The sequence below is a fragment of the Paraburkholderia graminis C4D1M genome, assembly GCF_000172415.1.
GTDB lineage: Bacteria > Pseudomonadota > Gammaproteobacteria > Burkholderiales > Burkholderiaceae > Paraburkholderia > Paraburkholderia graminis.
In genome coordinates this window covers 360,009-380,814 of record NZ_ABLD01000001.1, presented here as the reverse complement: position 1 = coordinate 380,814, position 20,806 = coordinate 360,009, and the positions used below count along the sequence as shown (strand labels likewise).

Annotated in this window: 19 protein-coding genes and 1 pseudogene; 6 read left to right on the top strand and 14 right to left on the bottom strand. The window is 58.9% G+C overall.

Annotated features, from left to right (window positions below):
- Positions 1-57 precede the first annotated feature (57 nt).
- From BGRAMDRAFT_RS01720 to BGRAMDRAFT_RS01710, 3 genes are all read right to left on the bottom strand, one after another.
- Positions 58-1,386, bottom strand: coding sequence for an aspartate aminotransferase family protein (locus BGRAMDRAFT_RS01720; protein WP_006046908.1), 1,329 nt, complete (start codon positions 1,384-1,386; stop codon positions 58-60).
- A 5-nt stretch (positions 1,387-1,391) separates the two neighbouring features.
- A complete protein-coding gene (locus BGRAMDRAFT_RS01715; RefSeq protein ID WP_006046907.1) occupies positions 1,392-2,465 on the bottom strand; it encodes a C45 family autoproteolytic acyltransferase/hydolase in 1,074 nt (357 codons plus the stop codon).
- A 109-nt stretch (positions 2,466-2,574) separates the two neighbouring features.
- Positions 2,575-3,429 (bottom strand): MurR/RpiR family transcriptional regulator, encoded by an 855-nt coding sequence (locus BGRAMDRAFT_RS01710; protein WP_006046906.1) that lies wholly within the window; start codon positions 3,427-3,429, stop codon positions 2,575-2,577.
- Positions 3,430-4,478: 1,049 nt separating this feature from the next.
- On the opposite strand from BGRAMDRAFT_RS01710, the pseudogene BGRAMDRAFT_RS35215 reads away from it, so the two are divergent.
- Positions 4,479-4,647 (top strand): annotated as a pseudogene (locus tag BGRAMDRAFT_RS35215) (alpha/beta fold hydrolase); the annotation flags it as partial.
- A gap of 199 nt (positions 4,648-4,846) precedes the next feature.
- Here the strand turns inward: BGRAMDRAFT_RS35215 and BGRAMDRAFT_RS01705 are convergent.
- Both BGRAMDRAFT_RS01705 and BGRAMDRAFT_RS35210 read right to left on the bottom strand, forming a co-directional pair.
- On the bottom strand, positions 4,847-5,593 hold the full coding sequence (locus tag BGRAMDRAFT_RS01705; protein ID WP_006046905.1) for a hypothetical protein: 747 nt from the start codon (positions 5,591-5,593) through the stop codon (positions 4,847-4,849).
- 10 nt (positions 5,594-5,603) lie between these two features.
- Entirely contained in the window at positions 5,604-5,921 is a 318-nt protein-coding gene (locus tag BGRAMDRAFT_RS35210; protein ID WP_044020083.1) for a cyclic-phosphate processing receiver domain-containing protein, read from the bottom strand.
- On the opposite strand from BGRAMDRAFT_RS35210, the gene BGRAMDRAFT_RS01695 reads away from it, so the two are divergent.
- Entirely contained in the window at positions 5,865-7,304 is a 1,440-nt protein-coding gene (locus BGRAMDRAFT_RS01695) for a competence protein CoiA family protein (RefSeq protein ID WP_332309980.1), read from the top strand. The genes BGRAMDRAFT_RS35210 and BGRAMDRAFT_RS01695 overlap by 57 nt on opposite strands.
- Positions 7,305-7,392: 88 nt before the next feature.
- On the opposite strand, the gene BGRAMDRAFT_RS01690 is transcribed toward BGRAMDRAFT_RS01695, so the two are convergent.
- The 3 genes from BGRAMDRAFT_RS01690 to BGRAMDRAFT_RS01670 all read right to left on the bottom strand — a co-directional run bounded on the left by BGRAMDRAFT_RS01690 (position 7,393) and on the right by BGRAMDRAFT_RS01670 (position 11,213).
- Entirely contained in the window at positions 7,393-7,830 is a 438-nt protein-coding gene (locus tag BGRAMDRAFT_RS01690; protein ID WP_006046903.1) for a hypothetical protein, read from the bottom strand.
- Between the two features lie 1,195 nt (positions 7,831-9,025).
- Positions 9,026-10,456, bottom strand: coding sequence for a hypothetical protein (locus BGRAMDRAFT_RS01675; protein WP_006046900.1), 1,431 nt, complete (start codon positions 10,454-10,456; stop codon positions 9,026-9,028).
- A 121-nt stretch (positions 10,457-10,577) separates the two neighbouring features.
- On the bottom strand, positions 10,578-11,213 hold the full coding sequence (locus BGRAMDRAFT_RS01670; protein WP_006046899.1) for a hypothetical protein: 636 nt from the start codon (positions 11,211-11,213) through the stop codon (positions 10,578-10,580).
- A gap of 170 nt (positions 11,214-11,383) precedes the next feature.
- Here BGRAMDRAFT_RS01670 and BGRAMDRAFT_RS01665 point away from each other — a divergent pair, with 170 nt between their 5' ends.
- Complete coding sequence (locus BGRAMDRAFT_RS01665) at positions 11,384-11,569, top strand: hypothetical protein (protein ID WP_006046898.1); 186 nt, start codon at positions 11,384-11,386, stop codon at positions 11,567-11,569.
- Between the two features lie 690 nt (positions 11,570-12,259).
- On the opposite strand, the gene BGRAMDRAFT_RS01660 is transcribed toward BGRAMDRAFT_RS01665, so the two are convergent.
- The gene (locus BGRAMDRAFT_RS01660; protein WP_006046896.1) at positions 12,260-12,844 is read right to left on the bottom strand and encodes a TetR/AcrR family transcriptional regulator; all 585 of its coding nucleotides are present in this window, start codon (positions 12,842-12,844) and stop codon (positions 12,260-12,262) included.
- A 117-nt stretch (positions 12,845-12,961) separates the two neighbouring features.
- On the opposite strand from BGRAMDRAFT_RS01660, the gene BGRAMDRAFT_RS01655 reads away from it, so the two are divergent.
- On the top strand, positions 12,962-13,951 hold the full coding sequence (locus BGRAMDRAFT_RS01655) for an SDR family NAD(P)-dependent oxidoreductase (RefSeq protein WP_006046895.1): 990 nt from the start codon (positions 12,962-12,964) through the stop codon (positions 13,949-13,951).
- Positions 13,952-14,012: 61 nt separating this feature from the next.
- Here BGRAMDRAFT_RS01655 and BGRAMDRAFT_RS01650 read toward each other — a convergent pair whose 3' ends face one another.
- The 3 genes from BGRAMDRAFT_RS01650 to BGRAMDRAFT_RS01635 form a co-directional block, all read right to left on the bottom strand.
- A complete protein-coding gene (locus BGRAMDRAFT_RS01650) occupies positions 14,013-14,876 on the bottom strand; it encodes a hypothetical protein (protein ID WP_006046894.1) in 864 nt (287 codons plus the stop codon).
- An 81-nt stretch (positions 14,877-14,957) separates the two neighbouring features.
- Positions 14,958-15,365 (bottom strand): hypothetical protein, encoded by a 408-nt coding sequence (locus tag BGRAMDRAFT_RS01645; RefSeq protein ID WP_044020081.1) that lies wholly within the window; start codon positions 15,363-15,365, stop codon positions 14,958-14,960.
- Between the two features lie 1,278 nt (positions 15,366-16,643).
- On the bottom strand, positions 16,644-17,081 hold the full coding sequence (locus BGRAMDRAFT_RS01635) for a nuclear transport factor 2 family protein (protein WP_006046892.1): 438 nt from the start codon (positions 17,079-17,081) through the stop codon (positions 16,644-16,646).
- A 1,206-nt stretch (positions 17,082-18,287) separates the two neighbouring features.
- Here BGRAMDRAFT_RS01635 and BGRAMDRAFT_RS33470 point away from each other — a divergent pair.
- Both BGRAMDRAFT_RS33470 and BGRAMDRAFT_RS35205 read left to right on the top strand, forming a co-directional pair.
- The gene (locus BGRAMDRAFT_RS33470) at positions 18,288-18,590 is read left to right on the top strand and encodes a hypothetical protein (RefSeq protein WP_006046891.1); all 303 of its coding nucleotides are present in this window, start codon (positions 18,288-18,290) and stop codon (positions 18,588-18,590) included.
- A gap of 53 nt (positions 18,591-18,643) precedes the next feature.
- Positions 18,644-18,892, top strand: coding sequence for a hypothetical protein (locus BGRAMDRAFT_RS35205; RefSeq protein ID WP_232292207.1), 249 nt, complete (start codon positions 18,644-18,646; stop codon positions 18,890-18,892).
- Positions 18,893-18,962: 70 nt separating this feature from the next.
- Here the strand turns inward: BGRAMDRAFT_RS35205 and BGRAMDRAFT_RS01620 are convergent, their stop codons facing one another.
- The gene (locus BGRAMDRAFT_RS01620; protein ID WP_006046888.1) at positions 18,963-19,745 is read right to left on the bottom strand and encodes an H-NS family nucleoid-associated regulatory protein; all 783 of its coding nucleotides are present in this window, start codon (positions 19,743-19,745) and stop codon (positions 18,963-18,965) included.
- A 112-nt stretch (positions 19,746-19,857) separates the two neighbouring features.
- On the bottom strand, positions 19,858-20,787 hold the full coding sequence (locus tag BGRAMDRAFT_RS01615; protein ID WP_006046887.1) for a LysR family transcriptional regulator: 930 nt from the start codon (positions 20,785-20,787) through the stop codon (positions 19,858-19,860).
- Between the last annotated feature and the right edge of the window lie 19 nt (positions 20,788-20,806).

The window sequence follows — 20,806 nt, the reverse complement described above, 5'->3', positions numbered from 1 at the left end:
GTGAAAATGAAGGCAATCGCAGCGGACGATTGCAACCGCGGCGGGCGGGGCCTACGCTCACATGGCGGCCAGCGCGCCGTCGATCGCATCGGCGAGGCGGCTCACGATTTCGTCGATGTCGCGCGCGGTGCAGATAAACGGCGGCGCGAGCAGCACATGATCGCCGATCTTGCCGTCGACCGTGCCGCCCATCGGATACACCAACAAGCCGCGCGCGAATGCTTCGCGGCGAATCGCGGCATGCAGCTTCAGGCTTGCGTCGAAAGGCGCCTTGGTCTCGCGGTCGCTGACCAGTTCGACGCCGACAAAAAGTCCGCGCCCGCGCACGTCGCCGATATGCGGATGCTTCGCATAATGCTCGCGCAACAGCCCGCGCAATTGCTCGCCGCGCGCGAGAACGTTGGGCAAGAGCTTGTCGTCGGCGATCACGCGCTGGACTTCGAGCGCCGCGGCGCAAGCGGTCGCGTGACCGATGTACGTGTGGCCATGCTGAAAAAAGCCCGTTCCGCCGACAATAGCCCGATAGATCCGATCGCTCACGAGCACAGCGCCGATCGGCTGATAACCGGCGCCGAGTCCCTTGGCGATGGTCAGGATGTCCGGCGCGACGCCGTCTTCCTCGCACGCGTACAGATAGCCGGTGCGGCCCATGCCCGACATGATTTCATCGAGAATCAGCAGCACGCCATAGCGGTCGCACACCGCGCGAATCTTGCGGAAGTATTCGCGCACCGGCGGCACCGCGCCGGCAGTCGCGCCGACCACCGTTTCCGCGACGAAAGCCGCCACCGAATCGGCGCCGAGTTCGAGAATCTTCTGCTCGAGTTCATCGGCGAGTCGCTGGGCGAATTCGGTCTCGGTTTCGTCCGCGCGCTGCTCGCGATATGCGTAACACGGGCTCACGTGATGCGCTTCGATCAGCATCGGCAGGAACGGCTCGCGCCGCCACGCGTTGCCGCCAATCGCGAGCGCTCCGAGCGTGTTGCCGTGATAACTCTGCCGCCGCGCGATGAAATGACGCCGGCCCGGCTCGCCCTTTTCGACGAAGTATTGCCGCGCGAGCTTCAGCGCGGCCTCGATTGCCTCCGAGCCGCCCGACACGAAATACACGTGCTCGAGACCTTGCGGCGCGGCGGCGACGAGCCGGTCCGCGAGTTCCTCGGCGGGCTGCGTCGTGAAGAACGACGTGTGCGCGTAGGGCAACTGTTGCGCCTGCCGTTTGATCGCGTCGATCACGCGCTGGTTGCTGTGGCCGAGGCACGACACGGCGGCGCCGCCCGATGCGTCGATATAGCGCTTGCCGGTGGAGTCGATGATCTCGATGCCGTCGCCGGCAACGGCAATCGGCAACGACTGCTTCGGCGAACGATGAAATACGGTGGACATGGCTTTCACTTATGAAGAATGGCGGCGCTCGATGAGGAAGCGGACTGAGGCGCCGTGCGGGGAATGAACGTGTCGAAGACGCGCTGGCCGTCGCGCACGACCTGCATCGACACGCCTGCATTGCCGATTTCGAAGAGCGCGGTGGCCAACGTGTTTTCGTCGTCGGGATCGGAGGGATCGTCGCGATAGACCGGCAAGCCCGCAGCCGCGCGATCGTGCAGCATGGCCAGCAACGCGTCTCCATTCAGCGGACCGGCCGCGGCGCGCAACAGCGCATCCACGCGAAGCTGCCTGTCGCGAGACGACTCGGTGACGATCTGCGCCTGCGTTTCGCAGCCCGCGTGAATCATATGGTTCGCGTGACCGGCGCGCGTGCCGACGCTTTGCACCGAGCAGCGCTGCGCGGTGGCCTCAACGCTGAACACGCGCGGGTCTCCGGTGCAACCGAGCGTGTGATGAAAGCCGCTCGCAGCCGGCGCAGTGCGCAGCGTGTGCAGCGCTTCGTCGAGCGAGCCGGCGTCGAGAACGGCCCGCGCCAGAATCATGCGCGGCACGCCGACCGTGGGCGTGCGAATACGCAAGTTGTTGATCGTCTGCACGAGGCCGGCGCGGTTCGCCGCGAACGTATGTCCGGGCAGCGAGCCTGGGTAATAGAAGCTCACGAAGCCCGGCTTGCCGATGGGCTGCACGTCGACCAATACACAGCGCTCGCGCAGGAAAGGATCGCCGTCTTCGTTATGGGCGATGAGGCGTGCATCGGCTCCAATGGCGGCGAGCGTCGTGCAGCCGTCGGGCACGTGATGAATCAGTTCGCCACGGCAGTTCCATAGCAGGACGTCTTCGACAGGCCAGCGCAGGCCCGCCGCCATGCCCTCCAGTTCGGTCAGCAACGCTGGAAAGTGGACACGGGCCGCGTCGCGCAGCGCCGCTACGAAGGACGCGCCGCGCCATCGGCTGACCGCGCGCCACGCGCTGCTTTGCGCCATGTAATCGGCGAACACGGGCTTTGCCAGTTCGCCGAGGGCGTAGCCGATTTCATACGGCTCGCCTTTTATCTCCACCACTTGCAAATTTCGCATGAATCGCACCGCTCCCGCTCACTCAACAATCGGTACGCATTTATACGTTGAAACAACATTTGTTGTCAAACAGGATAAAACGGCACCACCGGTCGTCGAGGAACGGAAATCAAGGCACGTAAGCGCCCTTCGCGTGCAGCGATTGTTCGGCGATGCCGAGTTGCTCGACGGCGTCGGCGCCTTCGAGTGCGAGCAGATGCGCGACCAGCGATTCGGCGATGGCCGTGGCCGCCACGAGCGACGGAAAGAACGAGGGGCTTTCGTGCGAGAAGATCAACACCTTGTCCGCATTGAGCGCGATGGGCGACACGGCGCTGTCGGTGATCGCAATGAGCTTGCTGCCCTTTTCGAGCGCGGCTTCGGCGACGCGCGCGGCTTCGACGGAATACGGCGCGAAACTGATCACGATGGTGGCGCTGTCGCGCTCCACGGTGCGCAGTTGCATTTCCAGCGTGCCGGCCTCGCCGTTGAGCAGCGACACCGACGAGCGAAAGAACCGATAGCCGTACACGAGCCCGAAGGCGACGGAGTAGCACGAGCGGAAACCGGCGACATGAACATGCGGCGCGCGCCGCAAGAGCCGCGCCGCCTCGACGATTGCGCGGCCGTTGTGCGCCGCGGTGACTTCGAGATTGTGCTGCTGCGCGACGAGCAGATCGTTGGCGAGCGCGTCTTTCGATTTGACCAGCGAGCGCGCGCGGCTCGTCAGCGGCTCGGGCCGCGTGCGCACGCGTGCGACGAACAGGTTGCGCAATTCGTTCCAGCCAGGAAAGCCGAGCTGCTGCGAAAGACGCACGAGCGACGCCGGCTGCACCTGCGCGCGCTCCGCGACTTTGCGCATCGACGAGACCGCGACTTCGTCCGGATGATCGAGCAGGAAGCCCGCGCCCATCTGGAATTGCGGACTCAGTTCGGAGAAGCGCGCCCGGATCAGGGCGGCGAGCTGGTCGAAACTGTCTGGCATGCGATGGTCCGGCGAAGGGTTGTAGAGGCGACAACAAATGTTACCACCGGGGGGTGGGCACAGAAGCGCGGTGCGCCTTCTGGTGGCTCGCAAACAATACCTGTGCTGTCGCAATTCAACTTGTCCTGGCAAAACTTCGCAAATCAAACTGGCCTATGGCTCGCCAGACCGGACCAAGATTCGAAATTCAAACTGGTCTGAGAGCCGTAGCCCGTTGATTCCAAAGCACGCCTTCCCAGCGGACCGTGACGCAACAAACATGTTCCAAACTACGCCGCGCGGCTGTTGCAATATTTACAAGCGAGAGCACCATAACGGAAACGCAAATTCGGCCATCGCCAACCGCCGTGCAATCAATAGGCTAGCTGAAGCGCTTGCAAACAAAACTGGCCTGCGAGAAAGCAGTTGCAAACGATATCTGGCCTGGTCAAAGAACCTATAACCATCTGATTTACAAATGTTTTCGACGCTGTCAGTTTTTGTTGGAGCGCGAAAGAGTATTTCGACTCTTGTCGTGAGCGGCTTAGGATTGAATCAACAAAAAAGCCTCAGTCGTTGACCGAGGCGTCGTTGGGCAATCGATGGAATCAGTACGCTGTTGACCAGAGCAGCCGGTCATACCCGAACGGTCTCGGTCCACAGGAGCTATCCCCCTCTCCGCGGATTAGGTGGACGCCCTACCATCGGTAGCCTTGGCGGCTGCGGCTTTCGCGGCCGCAGCCCTTAGCAACCTCCGCTGTCCGCTCGGCAAAATTCGTGGTGAGTCGCCCCGGCCAAGCATTGTCTTGGGAATGGTATGCACCTCGATTTTTGCGCATCTTACGGAGCGAGTCTTCCTCGCTAGCACAAAAATATGATGCGCTTATCCGCGCTGCACCGCAGATGGGCCATAGTCGAACCGGTCGGCCCCATGAACTTCCGTCGCCGCAGCGACCTACTTTTCGTGATTACGCTGGCGCCGGCGCAGTGTCGCTTCCGGCGAATAACGCGGTGTTGTTGCGGTCACGCTCCACTTTTATGAGGGCTTTCCGCGGGATTGTAAGTGCGCCTTGCCGCTTGACGTTTTCGACGGCTTGCGTGGTGCATTAGCGGCAAACCGTTCGCAATTCTTCGTCGATTTGCCATCGGGGTCCGTTTTATGGATTCAACACGGAAGGCGCGACGGTGCACCAAGGCGTCATTCAGAACTGGGGGCGTCAGGGCATGATGGGCAGAGCGCCAGTGACGGCGTGCGACATGGCGCGCTCACCCCCGCATTCAATTGCCTGCGATGCCAGTTGAACGCCCGCGCTGCGTTAGCGACGCGCTCGACGGCCGCAGCCTCGTCTCGCTGGCTCTTATCTGCTCCATCAGTGCTTCGTCTATCCGTTATTTCGGTGCATCGCTCGGTGCCTTTGACACTCCGGCCGGTCGGCCGTCACGCCGTGCCTTGTGCGCTCCCTGCTGGCTCGTTCGCCAATTGTCCGTCCGGCTCCGGCAGTGGCTGCGGCTCGACCAGTTTCCACTGCAGCCCTTCTTGAACTACCGGCGCCCAGTTCCGCCAACTGAAGAAGCTGCTCGGGTGACGAACAAACAAGAGTCTCACCTGCCGGCCGCTCTTCGTGCGAACAGTCCCTGTGCTTGGACGGAATCGACCGACTTTCGCCGGATGCCGCCTAATAAGGCATTCCAGTTCGCGTGCGCTCGAAGCCAGTCGCAGTGAGCTGACCGACTCCACTCCAAATACGAGGCATTGCTCGACACCGAGCACGTCGAACAAGTCCAGAGCGGCGCCCCACCCTTTCTGATATTGGTCTTGACTCGGACGATGCTTCACAGTTTGCATCGCATCCAGCACGAGGTTGTGATAAGCAACGGATGACCAGAGCGTCTGCTTCTGCGTATCGCTCGGATTGCGCCGCTGGAATATAGCTCGCTCAATGTTGCGAACGTAACGTGAGTTCCTGTCAAAATCCAGGGCGAGGTTACTGTGGGTCTCGCGTAGAGCGGAGGTCAGCGCATAGCGCTTGTCAAACGCCTCGCCCTTGGACCAGCGGTAGACGCTCTCGCCCAATATCAACGTTTCAACAGTTGTGCGCGCAAACTCACTGCCCACCCAAGGCCACCACTTAAGATGCTCGCGAACTTGGAATAGCGGGTCGAACGACAGGTCTAAGTAATTCATAGGGACTTGTTTATCTATTCTTCTTCCGCGCGAGGCGTTGGATTGCGAGCACGCCTGCTTCCATTTTCGCGCGCGCTGAACTGTTCGCAGAATGTACGTAAATTTTGGGTGGCCGGAAGCCTCGCAGTTCGACGGCCTCTTCTATCCACCGTACCACGTCGTACCCAGTGCCGCGCTCGTCGTCCCCGAGGTCATGGTCGAGGCTAATCTCGTCGACGGCTCCGGTTTCAAGCAACCTGATTGCCTCTTGTGGCCAGTAGCCGCTTCTGTCATGCGCCTCTGCTCGATGAAAGCCGGTTTGACTATCCCGTTTGCTCTGGACATGCACGGGCGCCTCGTTGCCGCGGGCGACCTGCCCAGGCACGCTGCGGGTCCGTTCCTTTGCGCTGCCTGCCAAAGCCCGGTGATTCTGAAGCAAGGGGAAGTGCGGGTCTGGTATTTTTCACACTTGCCCGGCTCGGACTGCGGAAGCGGTTTCGAAACGGCCCTCCACCTGCTGGCAAAACAGATTCTGCTTGAGCATTGGCACCTGCGCGTGCCGGCACTGGTCTGCGTAGATGATAGTTCGCTCGATGAGAACATCACGGTGTGCGACGAGCACACCATTCGCTGGCATGCGGCGGGCGAACCTGAGAAATGGATGGATGGCATCCGGCCGGATTTCGTGGCCGACTACGGCGACCAGTTGCTCATCATCGAAGTCGTCGTAACGCACGAGCCCGATACCAACAAGCTGGCTCAGCTCGACCGTCTCGCGATGCCAGCCCTCGAAATTAACCTGTCCGACGTCGCACGCAACATCACCATCGACGCACTGACACACCGTATCGTCGACACGGTCGACGGCAAGCGATGGCTTTTCTATCCAGGGTGGGCCGAGGCACAGGCCCTGCTCGACGCTCGGTTCGTGGAAGAAGAAGCTCGACTCAAGGAAGAGGAAGTCGAGGTTGCGGCAAAACTTGCACAGGAACGAGCGCAGGCGCCGCGTGAACGCGCAGCGGCCCTGGCGCGACAGGCCGCTGCCCGGCAAAAGATTGAGCAGGCGAACGAGCGGTTTCGCGAAGCTCCGGACGCGGACAAGCGGACGTACCTGGCTTGGAAGCTCGGTCTCGCCGAACGGGACTGGCCACCGGCGTTCGGCAGCACGGTGCGCGGCGCCTCCTCCGTAAAGGCGAATGCTCGAACTTGGCAAGCCGACGTCTTCCGGAAGTTCATCCACGGCCAGCGGGTCTTACGCACAATGCCCGAGTTGACCGTCGACCGGGTGGCCGAATGGCTAGCTCAGCGCTATGCGGTCTTGCCGTCTGCATCGACCTCTCTCCGGGTCGCGGTATGGGACTTCCTGTCCTTGCTCGAAACGCACGGTTATCTTCGTCGGAAGGTTCGCCAGGAATTTGAGATTCTGAATGACGTGCTCCTCGCGGAAGGACAACTCGAACCCACCCATGCGCGAAGTCCGGCCGTATCAGCGACGCGTGGGTTGTTTTGGACGTGCAATATTGTGGGCGAAACGGAAATCCGACATGCGGCTAAGCAGACCGATGTGCAAGTTCCGGACACGGTGATTCGACGCATGAAGAGAACTCAGAAAACGGCGAGCATTCGCCTCAGCAAGGGTGAATACGCGCACGGCGTGTCGGTGGCTTTGAGCCTGCCGCTCGAGCAGACGGTTGAGCTGCTGGTGGCGGCCGGTGTCTTCGTGCGCGTCTGACGGCGTTTTTATACAACCAGGCGCTTGCGGGTTGCTCGCGGGAATCAGCGCAAGAGCTGGTGCGCGCCCCCCAGCAACGTGACTGCGGTCAGATTCCCACGATGTTCTCGTGAAACCAGTCGTTGAACGTGTCGAACCCTTGCACAGTAAGTCCAAGTCGATTCGAATTCTCGCAGGCACGCACCAGCATCCAGCACGCGGCTTCCTCAAGGTCTGCAACGAAATGCGGCTCGTCGGCGCTGTCAAAGTGCCGCAGCGCGTTGAAAACTCGGTTCTCCGTTTGGGCAAAATTCTGTTTGGTCAGCGGCTGTCCGTGAAGCTGCATATGCACCAACGCTGACAGGTCGAATTCACAGTCCAGCACAGCCTGCTCACCTCTGTGCCGCAACGCCTGCCCAAACACACGCTCGGCAGCGCCAGACAACGTGATGGCCGAAGCGAAGCTTCGATGTTCGAGGAACAGCACTAGGGCTGACTCGAGCTGCTCGCGCGCGAGGTCAATCCGGTTGCAAGTTTGCGAGCTCATCAAGGGGTTCCTCAGGATGTACGGGAGACGATACGCTCATTATGCGAATGCTGCGGCGTCAATCCGCCAGCGGTTGCAGAACTTCGCTTCTGGTGACCGCAGCGTCGGAGCCGGAAGCGATGCCAGTCCAACGACTTTTACTTCGTAAGTCGCCAAGCTGGCGCCAGATTGCGGTGCTCGCGAATCACGCTTTGGGCAAGGCCTAATGCAGCGACGCCCTCCAGTCCGTTCGTCGAGCGTTTTGGCGTGGGCGCACTTGCGAACCGACAGCCGCTGATTGCAGTATCGGTAAAACGCGTTACCGACGGATGGGCGAGTGTTCGGAACGGTTCGTCAAACCGGTGACGAACATAGTGGGTCGCAGCACACAGGACCAGCTTTCAGACCAGGGAGCCGCCGTGTATTATTGTTCTCGATTTGTCGTGCGGCTCCAAGGCCTAGTGCAATTCAATCGTTGCTTGGCATAGTTGCAGTTTGTGTTGACCGCGTTGCCAAAGCGCGATGACGTACAGACGCTCGGGCTGATGGAAGCGTTGCAGCTTCGGCCCCCGCGGGGGCACGCATTTTAATGCGACGCTGGTCATGCAACCGAGTGCCGCCCCGGGCGGCACGGCGGACGGCAAATGTCTCAAAGACATCGCGAATGTCAGTGCATCCATATCAAACTTTGGGCTTACAGATGCGCCATGTCTATCTTGACCACAACTTCGTCACGCGACAGCAAATGGCGTTCGGCCGTTGTGGCAATAGTGGTGCGAGTTCGAACCGTCATCACGCGCGCTCCGCGTCGTGCCTGTCTTGATGTCAACGCTCACACCATCGACAGCTCACTTCGGCTCACGATTCGATTGTGCGGAAAGGACCGCTCTTATGTGGGGCCTGAGTCGCCGTACCTGGAACTGGAACACGAACGTATAACTTAAGTACAAGGTCACGGAAGTAATGATGGTCAGATTGCTACTCGAAATTCTGGGCTCTGCTAGGCGATTGAAAAGAACTGTCGATACTCCGGCGAAGACAAGCCATCCTAAGAAAAGCCGGAACTGGCTGCGGCCTTCCGCGGTCCCCGCGAGCGCCCGCGCAGCCTTCCGTATGACCTCCTTACGCTCTCCGCGAGGAACGCAGGCAAGTTCCGGAACCGAGCTGTACGAGAAGTAGATGTGCATCGTGATGTCCTCTGCGCCAAACGCTCCCTCTATCGCTCTATCGTCACGTCATGGACGCGCGACATCGTCAGGCCGTAGTTGTCGATTTCGAACAGCCTGACCGAGATGTTGTAGTCATAGAGAAAGGCTTCTCGAACCTGATACTTTGGTTCATCCGTACGAGATACTGCCCGGCAACTAACGTCCACCGCATCGCCGGTCAATCCTCGAAACAGCTTTGACGCTGGATATTTCCCGTACGTTTCACATTCGTAGTTACTGACATCGTCAGTTGATGGCTGCGTTGCTGGCATCTGGAACATGCTGTCGGGTTTAGGCACAAAGTTGCTTTCGCTCGCCTTCGGAAATTGCGAACGAGGAAACAACTGTGGTGACAAAATTCGAATTCCAGTCCCGACCTCCTGATTCCTCAATCCTGCGAACCCGTACTCTGTCTGAAAGAATCCCCAGACAGTCTGCTTGCCTTCATCAGCACGGCTCAAAAAGCTCGCGACAGTGCCCGAGTCGTCAAGATTCCAGTACGTTTTGCGATACCTACCAGCGACTTCGGGGTGTGAGCGGTTCTCCCACTCTCCTTCTATTACCAACCTCCGGAAACCTAATTGTCGGGTCCTCGGCGGCGGGAGTCGGCTGGCTAGCTCCGCAGGCAACTTGTCTCTCCCGAATTCATCGTTGGCGTAATCGTCCGCTGTCTGCAGGACATGCGTGCTGGCAAGACCATGCCAAGGCGACGATAAGAAATCCCAAGTCGCCACGGTCCTAGCAGGCTCTGGCGCATTAAGAAATGCACGAATTGTTGCCAATGCCGCGATGCACGAATGCTTGCCCTCGAAGATTGCGGGCATGTCTTGCATCTCGCTCGCATCAATCTCTTTGGTCTTTCGGAGTTCCGCCTGGCTGAGCATTTCGACGGTGCTGTCTGCATCCAGCGCCTGAGCGATTGAGTACGATTCCTTCGGACCCTCGACGTGCGCCGTCCTTTGGACGGCGGAATTGACCACCGACAGAAGGGCATCAAGCTGTTTGGCCGACAGGACGTTGGCGCCAACCGGCGGTCCGTCTCCTCCGCGCATCTTGCTGCACTCGTCTGGCTTTAATCCCGATATTGCGCTCAGAAGCACACGGAGCAGCGCCTCGCGCTCACGAGGCGATAACGCGGTGCCCAACCGGCGCATCAAGGAACCGCTGCCGCCCGGCTCGCCGCTTGATGACGCCACGACTGTCTGCCACGCCGGGTCTGTTGCAATTTGAATCAACCATCGCTTAATGACTTTTCCAGCGTCGCTGTTTGGCTCAAAACCAAACCGCCTTACCTGCGCATTAAGCGTGTCGTCGGCGGGCGCGGGAATGGCAGGCGCTGCAGCTGTCACGGCGTATGGGCGAGCTCCATCCACGGCAACAGCCGCTTGGCCCGACAGAAAAAGACAGACGCCGACGGCGAAAAGTGGGAGCTTGCTCATGGATTGTACTTGGGTGATAGGCAGCGCCGACGAGAGCTACTGATATAAGGTCGTCCGACAGTGATAACCCACATACATGCGGCGCGCTAGTCGGAGAGTTCCTGCAATCTAGGCAGATTTGTCAGCCACCTTGCTTCTTGAACAGTCGCTCGTGCATCCAGCCTTCGTTGGTTGCAACCAGAACCGCCTTGTCTCCAGGGGACCCAGTCACATCATGTGGGACTGATGGGTATGCGGCCTGTATTGCAGGCTGGTTCATCCACGCCGGAGCGTCATCGACCTCGTAGAGGTAGTTGACCTGCGAAATCTTAGTGCCGAACATGTCCGCCGGCTGAGTGAAGTTCTCGACATCCTTCACCTTGTACTTGCCACCACAGAAGGCATCCCAGTTGCCCAAGTTGCCGGCCGCACCCTTGACGAGATACTTCTTGCCCTCGTCGGTTAGCGAGTATTGCACTCCCGGCACCAGCTGATTGCCGAACATAGCCTTGACCTCAGTGTCTTTGGCCGTGAGTAGGCCCGCGCTCACCAGCGCTGCGGCTTTCTCTGGCGCGCTAATGAAGTCCATGCCGCCCGACTTCTGAAGCGTGAAAGGCAATTCTTTGGCGGGCACCATGACGCACACGCCTTTCTTGGTATCAAGATAGTCTTGGATAGCAGACTGGAAATTGCTCTTATTCGCATCCTGCTTGCTACCGCAGCCAGCCAAAGCCAAAAGACTACAAGTAGCGGCCGCAATAACACTTGCCTTCAACATTCAATCACCCCTATGCGTCATGGATATTTATTTGGTCGCGTTCGACAACGCGCGGCAACAATTATCTCTGCCTTATGTCTTTGCTCCAAGCCGGTTGTGATTATTTCCCCTCAATTTGTTCAACCTGGGCCAGGATTGGCAACGGATACATCCCCAGCCCATGGGTTTCGATGAAGTACGCTCCAAAGAACCGCTGCCTCAGCGTTCTGCGCACGGACTCGTGGACACAGAAGTCGCTCAACGCTTTTCAGTATCGGACCGTCTACTACAGCCCGGAGAGCGGCGAGAGCCAGGCTCTGTTCTATGAGTTCATAAATCAGGACGGTTCGTGGCTATTGAATAACGCGTACTACTGACCGGACTAACATGGTGCCGACTCTATATCCAGAACATCCCGCAGCTGGTCCGCGCGACAGCGACATTGTTGTCATATTGGACTCATACCCGTTACCAGCATCGGGCGCAACAGAGCCGTTCGTTGTTGGCAATGAAGGTCAGGTGGCATTGGCATATCGAGTCGCGCCAGTCGACGTGGAGCGATTCGGACTTCCCGCCGATAATAATGAACCATTCTGCGTTCTGCTCTTCCAGAGGGCGGCGTTTCATCGGCTTGGCCCTCCGAACGATGAAGGGTTAGGTAGACATCCGTTGGCGGCTGCGGGGCTGCAGTGGTACTCGATACACGAGGTACTTAACTCGTCCTTTATGAGGGACCATTGGAAGCTTGCGTCTCCGCATCACCTAGGTCGCCATTTTGTTTTGACGTTTCAGGACAGCACGTTTGAGTGCGTGGCGGCCGACTGCGTTATTGCCGGAGTGTATGGCTCACGGAGCATCGCTGCCCGGGAAGCGTGTGGTCACTTCTGCTGACGACACGCGCGATGAGCGCCTGGCAGCGCACATCCTCGACTGTGACTTTCGAACACACAGGCTTGTCCGCTCCCGAGCAGCCACCCCTTACGGTGTTACCAATTTCGCACCGCCGTTTTACCTGTGTCCAATCGAACCGTCGACCGAACTCTTCGACCGCATCTGCTGGGCACGGTTCATCTGTTACTTGGTCTTGACCCAAGCAACAGAATGTCTACCAGTCGCTTCGCACTTTGCTGCCAGTCGGGAGCTGAAGCAACGTTCGCCACGCCGACCAGTGCGCGCAACAAGTCCAAAGGTTCCACGTCTGCGCGGATGTCTCCACTCTCGACCGCACGCGACACAAGTGTCTGGATTGCCGCCTTGATTTGCTTTCCCGAAGATTCGAACAGCTCCGTCGTGGCTCCGCCGACGATTGAGTTCAGCGCCGTCGCAATGATTTTCTTCGTCGCGATGTAGTCGACGAACAGCAACATCCATTCTCTCAGCGCCTTGTCAGCTGGCAGCTCCTGTGTAAGCCGTCGCTCCTCTTCCGCCAGGCTTTGGACCTCGGCGCGGTAGACGCTCTCAAGCAATGCCTCGCGGGTTGGGAAGTGGCGATAGAGCGTTCCGGGCCCTACACCAGCCTGCCGCGCGACCTCATCGAGGCTAATGTGGCCTCCTTCGTTGGTGAAGGCCTTCTTTGCCTCTTCAAGGATGCGCTCACGGTTGCGCAGCGCGTCGGCTCGTGGCTTTTTCTCTTTGGGCGTGGACGCAGTCATGGTGCAATTCGCACTTGCAGACGGAGGGACAGTCCGCTTAGTATATTGAAAACGGAGACGGTCTCCGTTTTATGGAATTGTAAAGACGGCCTCAATCTTACAGTGACGAGGGAAAGCATGACGAAGCAGTTGGGAGCGACATCGACGACTGACGATGTATTGTCGGGCACACGGCTGGACGGAAAGCGGATTCTCGTCACGGGCGCATCCGCGGGACTTGGCGTCGAGACCGCGCGAGCCCTCGCGGCACGCGGTGCAACGGTCGTCGGCGCTGCGAGAGATTTGGATAAAGCAGGACGTGCAATCACCGCTGCGCGGCAGGAAGCCGTTGCGGGCGGCGGCAGCATCGAACTGGTTGAACTGGACCTGGCGAGCCTTGCTAGCGTTAGGGCCTGCAGTGACAAACTGCTCGCCGAGGCTAAGCCGTTTGACATCATCATCGCGAATGCGGGCGTCATGGCTACACCTTCGGGAAAGACCGCGGACGGCTTCGAGACGCAATTTGGGACCAATCACCTAGGGCATTTTGTGCTTGTGAACCGGCTCGCGTCCCTGCTCCCGGACGGAGGACGCGTGGTGGTGCTCGCATCTTCAGGCCACCGGTTCGCGAACGTTGACCTTGACGACCCGGGCTTCGAGCGTACGCAATACGAGCCGTTCGTGGCGTACGGCCGCTCGAAAACCGCAAACATTCTTTTCGCAGTTGCGTTCGACCAGCGGCATCGAGCCAGAGGCGTACGAGCGGCGGCTGTCCATCCTGGGGGAATCCGGACCGAACTCGGACGGCACATGGGCGAAGAACAGCTGACACATATGGTCGACGCGATTAACAAGCAACTCGCGTCTGAAGAGAAAGCGCCTTTCCAGTTCAAGACCATCCCACAAGGCGCGGCCACGTCTGTCTGGGCTGCTGCGGTAGCGTCCGGTGAAGAGGTCGGTGGCCGATACTGTGAGAACTGCCACGCGAGCGAGGTTGTTCCTGACGATGCAGTGATTACCCCTGTTAGCGAGGGTGTTCGAACCTATGCCCTCGACCCGGCTAACGCGGAAGCGCTCTGGCGTAAGAGCGAGCAATTGGTAGGAGAAACGTTTCCTCCGGCTGCGTGACCGTGACAACGGGTCGCCAAGTCTAGCCTACAGAGGAGGTCGCTAGTGGCAGCCTCCGCTCTTATTGGCTGCGTGCATACTTCGATGCAAGCTCACGGTCCAGTACGCTGTCGAAAGAGATGCCGGTTATGTGGTCGCTAGTTGCTGCCAGTGATTTGATAAAAGTGCGCACTGCCGCCGGCGGCTTGTTGTAGCTCGGTGACCTGACCCGCAGCGGATAGCCGCTATCCACCAGTGGCGCGAGGACAGCGTCCAGCGCGCTCTGCCGAATCAAACACCGGTCCTTCGCACTGTTGTGCGCCACCGAATCTGACGAGAGTTCGTCCCGCACCACGAATACGGCTTGGACCTCGGGGATGAGTTCCGGTATTCCATCGGCCCAAGCTACCGCAGTTGTGAGTTCTCCGTTGACGGCAAGCAGCATGATTCTCGGCACAAATAGCGATTGGCCGAACTTCGCCTGCGTCTGCTCGATGAGCAAGTTCCATCGCCAGATGCGTTCGAGGTCGGCGGAAGGCAGCGTATAGAGTTTGCGCGTCGGTTGCTGCATCTGAAGGATGCCTCCATACGCGGCCTCGTTGCCCGTATTCCATCCCGAGAGAAAGCGCTCTCTCGCGTAGGAAACCATCCCGCCCATCTGGGGGTCCTCAACTTTGGGCGAGAAACGAGCAACGAACGCGCGTACCTCTGGCTCGGCCTCCAAGCCGAATACATGAGGCCGGAAATAGTTCATGTTGAAGGCGACGCGGCTAACACGGTCCACCGCCGAATCGCGCGGCCAGTTGAACTGGAAATACACGCCAGTATTTGCGTTTTGATAAACGGCTGCGTCATTCACCTGATAATGCGGCCGCTCCCTGAAATGACGCTCAATGTCCGCGCATAGCGTAGGTTGTGACAAGTCAAAATAGAGGTCGTAGCTCATACTAGCTCTCGGTCGATTATGTGGCGCTGATACCGGTGACTTGCGATGGTCATCCAGATTCGTTGGCGCGGTGGCCCTTGACTATCTGGTCCTGCCGATGGACCCAATGTGCACGCCGAGTCGGCTGATGGACTGATGCACCAGAACTGCGGTTGCGCCGCTCCAATATTGCGCGTCGTACGTGTCACAGACCTTGACTGCGTGCCGCAAAGTCGGCTCCTGCACGACCAGGAATCTCTTGCAACCCTTGCGCGTATCGCGCATTTCCATCTGAAAAGGCCGCTCGTAGACGTATTCTTGCGCCGGAGCGATGCGCATTTCGAACGACTGCGCGTAATGACCAACGACTGTTGTAGAGCCGGCGATAAGCAACACGGCCGCAGCAATGTCGCTAAGCCAGACGGCGGCATTAGCGCGGACCGGGCGCGCGAACCACTGGGCTACAACAAAAATCAAGCATGCCGTGCCCAAAGCTGCAAAGACGGCCATTGCGGACCTTGCCCAACCTCCATACGGTGCAAGCCCGTCGAGGTAATAGCGGTCTCCGTCTAGCAAATAGTCCACTATTGGCAAGCAGACTGACGTGAAGACGCAACCACCGATGAGCCAATGTTGGCTTAATGAGCGTCGCCGCTCCTGCGGCAAGTTATCGTCGGTAATTCGTGAGCGTGACCAGGCGTCCAGCCTTACAGCGACGCCAATCGTATCCCCTTCGGATTCGCTACCGGCGAATCGTTGACGAGCGCCAGCGTAATGCAGTTCAATCTTGAAACGTGGGACCTTCCTGGTAACCTTGACACACGTGGCAGTGAACGGTCCCGGGTATCGCCATGTCCAGAAAGCCTGCCTAACCGCCCCTGAAGCCGTTATATGAATTGGCGACCTAAGAACGCCGTAGTGAACAACGGCATGTAAGAGGACGCCAAAACCTAGCAGGCACACAGGAACAAGGAGCCAGCCTTCCGACAAGAGGCTGGGTCTCGCAACGCATGCTGCATAACCGACGAGTGCGAGAGCCATAGCTGCAGCGGCGATGCAAAGTGCAGACGACCACTGGGACCCGCGAGAGTAGCTGGCAGTAACGCCGTTATAGTCTTCGTTCAACCGGAGCATTTCTGACGTTCTCTCTGTCCAAGACCAACATTCGCCGGTCATGTGCCGCATAGATGCAGGTCGTTCACCGTAACTGGCACACGCGTGATGCGTCCTTCATTTACCTGCAGCTCATCGATGACAAGCCGCGTCGGATTTTGGGGGACGTGAACACTGTCAACTCATAGTCCTTGAGTGCCATTCCGACACCCCACGAATTCTTTCAACGGAGTCAATAACGGCATAATCAACGCAAGACTTTAACCGCACAACGTGGCGAGGTCAGCAGCTTTGTCTCAGTCGTGTATTGACAGGCCGATGACAAGGACCACGGCGTCGACTTGCAGACTCGAACTTCAATGTACTCCTGCTTCGAGTCGGAGTTGCTCTTGCACAATTTGGCGGTCCGAGAATGCGACGAATTATGTCCGGTCTATGTCTCGGGGTGTGACTGCACTGCGGCGGTCCGAATGGAACAGTCCAGCCAGCGGTCGGCCCGCTGGAAAATTCAGGCGAAGCCGGGCATATGGCTGCGCATGCAATCGCTCTTTCTCTGCACGGACTCGAGATAGCTCATACACCGCGTCGCGGCCATGTAGATGCGGAAAACCGACGGCCACGGCACTTCTTCATTTTCCCGAGTCCGAGAGCTGTTGGCCGTGGGCGAAACTCTGCTCAAGTCGCCCTCGTCCGAGGGCTCGGAGCAGAGCTAGCCAGCGGCAGCACGTCCAACGCTATGGGCACGGACGAATCCAGAAAGTCGGACCAGCGCGTCCGCAGGCCGTCCTGGACATCGAAGATATGCACCCATTGAGAATTGAAGAGTTCGCCTGTCGACTCCGTTGCCGACGCAACGAAGCCGATTACGACAATCTGCTCACCCATGTCGATGAAGTCATCGGGCTCAAAGCTGGTGATTCTTTCCGAGGAGAAAAGGTCACCGAAATACTTCTGCACGTCTACCGGCGTGCGGCATACGATGCCGTGGGGCCGACTTGCCGGCCCAACAATTCTCCATTCGATGCCGGCTGGAATGAGCACGAGGAGCGGGCCAGCATCGCCCCGAGCAAGTGCGTCGTAAGCGTCTGCGACGAGCCTCATCGCGATTCGCATATTTGGTCCCCCCAATGGCGATTGCTAAAGCAGTGAAGGTGCGCTGACAGATACGCCGTGCTGCTCGATACCTATGCGTCGAATGATAGGGCGTGTTGCGCCACGATTCACGCTGCAGCGCAGTTGCCTCCTCGCAGCCCGTCGACGGTCACGCCAATGCGCAACGATGACGGACATCAAGGGGCAATCACTGCAGCCCCAATGTTCAGTGCCGGGACGCGGCAAACCGACTGCTATCAGCCTGGCACCCGGCGTCGGAATGGATTTCGCACGGCGGCGCGACTTCTCCATCAAATGGCCCTTGTCGTTTCCTTGACCTTACGCCGTTCCGTCCTACACTGGTCTTCATCCGTCGAAAGAACGAATATCCGATGACAACGTACTCCCGATGGGATATCCACGCGCGGTCAGAGCTCCTCACTTTTCTCGTGATATCGCATCTTTTTACGAAGCACATCACCGGTCGCTGGATGACACCCGCGAATACGGTCGAGTCAGCCGAAAGCTGGGCGAGGAAGAATTCGCGCGACGGAGACTTGCTTAGTCGTGTGAAGCTTGCATGCTGGGCACAGAACGTCGCCGAGTGCATCAGCTCTGAGACCGGCGTTGCGCTGAATGCCAATTTCTTCGCGTCGATGTTTGATAGCAGACTTCGCCTTGACTTTGCTGCTCCGACGACGAGGAGCATCTATCGTACGTGTCAACGCCACCTGCTCGCGATACCAATGAACTAATCGGAGCAATTGTCGCTCGCTGGTCGATTTATAAGGCGTTGGGGATTTCTGCTGTGAACGGTCTTCGATTTGAATCGAGGCTGTGCGCGGCACCTCAGCCTTGACTACATCACGTGCGCCATCGTGCTATCGATGGTTGCAAATCTACGCGCCTGCGCACTGATTGCCAGCAGTCGAAGGAACCGTTGGTCAGGTGCCAGCGGAGCATCAAAGCGTTCAGCATCTTGAGTTCGTTCGAGCCTAGCTCCTGCCGCTTTGCCCAGCTCTGTGCATTGTGCAGCCTCCGCCTAAGTCGAGCGCCCCCAAAGAGCGGCAGTGTTGGACGCCAACGCAGCTCATCTTGCCCCTGCGCCCCCGCCAGTAATTCGTTGTTACCACTCTCGCACCGCCGTTTCACATGTGTCCGGCGCCCGCTCCTAAACTCCGAACCGTAGTGATTGACATTGCACTCGAATGTGCGAGGAGTGGGAAAATGAACAACAAGATTCTCGGCGCAGCATTGGGCCTTGCAGTGCTTGCAGCCTCAAGCGCAGCATCAGCACACGTCGACGTAGCTATCGGGCTGGGTGTTCCCGGAGCCGTGTATGTGCCGGCGGAACCGGTGTACGCATCGCCTCCTGTGGTGTACGGTCCCGCACCCGTGGCAGTCGCCTATGGCGATGACTGGCGAGCTCGCGAATGGCGGGAACGCCGCGAGTGGCGCGAGCGAGAATGGCGCCGTCATGAGTGGCGTGAACACGAGTGGCGCGAGCGTCACGGATGGCGCGGCTATTGAAGCGACGCAATAAGGCGTCACATCCCGTCAATCGAAACTCTGAGCGTATTCGAATGAACGCTAGCTTGATAAGAACCAGCTTGATGGCAGCGGCGCTTGCCTTCGCAATGGCAGGCACGGCGAACGCTGCAGGATGCCTGAAGGGTGCTGTCGTCGGCGGGGTCGCCGGACACTACGCTGGCCACCATGCTGTGGTCGGTGCGGTCGGTGGCTGCGTTGTGGGTAGACACCTTGCCAAACAACACGCACAACAGCAGGCTCAGCAGCAAGCCGCACACCGTCAGGCAGCAGAGGCGCAATAAAAAGTCGCCGGCTCAATGTCCCCGGTGGAATCAGGAAATCGCTGGTCCACCGGGCACCTGACAACTATGATTAGGTCGTCAACTCGGCGCCAGACTCGACTGTGGACACCGGAGCGGGCACCGCCACGCTCTGGCGCGACGCTTTTTTCGCCGCGGCTTTCTTTGCCGGTACCTTCGCGCTCATGGCCTTCTTGGCAGCAGTTTTCTTCCCCGCCGGGGTCTTCTTCGCAACTTCCTTCGTGACCACCGGTTTTGCATCGGCCGCAGTGCTGTTGCCATCAATCAAAAACTTACTGCGGTGCCTGGCACCAGCCAGCCACGCCGGCGCCGGTCCACGACCGCTCCAAGTCGCACCGGACTTAGGGTCGCGATATTTGGCCGGCTGCGGCCCACGCACATAGTTGCCGACGGCTTCTGTTCGGCTGGCAGTCTTCGACGTCTTCTTGCCGGCAGGCTTGGATTTGCCCGCAATCCCCTTAGTCCCAGCTACCGTCGTTGGAGCGCCGTCTGCAATCAGGAATTTACTGCGGTCCCTGACTTTAGCAATCCACGCCGGCGGCCGAGCATGACCACTCCATGTCTCTCCGGTTTTCGGATTGATGTACTTGGGGGGCAACTTGCCCTTAGTTTTGCTGATTGCTTGCACCGCGTTTTTGGCAGCCTTGGCGCCCGGCTTGGGTCCACGCTTTTTGCCGCCAGTGTGCGCATCAATGTCGGCAGTCGTTAGACCGTGTTCCACCATCAGGCCGCGAATCTTCTCGATAACAGCGCTCGATTTTTTCGCGAGGAGCGCATCCGCTTGGGCTTGCAATTTTCTAATCTTCGCCTGCATTGCTTCCAAAGTCGTAGCCATCAGGTAGCCTCCAAGTGAATGTGGTCGCAATATGCCACGGTCGCGCTAAAAAAAGCTAGTGGGTGGGCTGGAAAGGCGTATCGCCATCGAAATGCTTCTCACGCTGGCGGCATCAAATCAGTGTGAACGCGTCTTGTGGCAAGGAAAGCTGCTTCACGCGTTCTAGTACCGTTTCTCGCACAGCGTCAGTGAAAACACTGGCCGCTTTCGATGGCGTCTTGCCCAATGGAAACAAGAAACCGTACTCAAGTGGCACGTCTTCGGCGAACGCTCTGATTACAAGGTTCGAAGTCCCCGATGAGATGGCGATGAAAGGGTCAGCCAGCGCGACTCCTAACCCTTGTGCAGCGAGTTCGCACGCAACGAGGCCGTTCGTCGTCTCATAGCGGATGTTTGGCTTCCGCCTTTCCTCGCGGAACATGCGCTCAAGCTGCTGGCGCAGTAAGGACCGCGAATGAGTCGACACCAACGGCAGGTCGAGAATATCGTCGAGTGAGACGACGTCTTGTGCGGCGAGAGGATGTCCTTCGGACATAACTATGACTGCCCTTGTATGCAGGAACGGCTCCACGACGATGCTTGGATTGTCTATAGGCAAAACACAGACCCCGACATCGAACTGTTCGCGCGTAATCCAGGTTTCGATGTCGAGCCGCACGCGCGAGGCTACCTCTGCGGTGAGTGCCGGCAACTTCTGCTGGACGAGCACAAGCGCCCGCGAAACGAGCGCATTGGTCACGTGCGGCGCGACCAGGACTCGAAGATGGTCCGACGCACCCGAGCGAATCTGACCGGCCGACCTCGTAAGAGACTCGAGTTCCCGAATGACGCGGTCGACTTCTTCATAGAACCGCCAACCCTCCTGCGTTGCGTGAAGACGCTTGCCGACCCGGTCGAAGAGCCGAAAGCCGACCGTTTCCTCCAGAGACGTCAGTAGGCGCCCGACCTGCGGCTGCGTGCGTCCCAGTCTGTCCGCAGCCAATGTAACGGAGCCGCATTCGATAAAGGCCCTGAAAGCCTCAAGTTCTCGTACGTTCAGCATGTCCTATCCATGTGCGTTT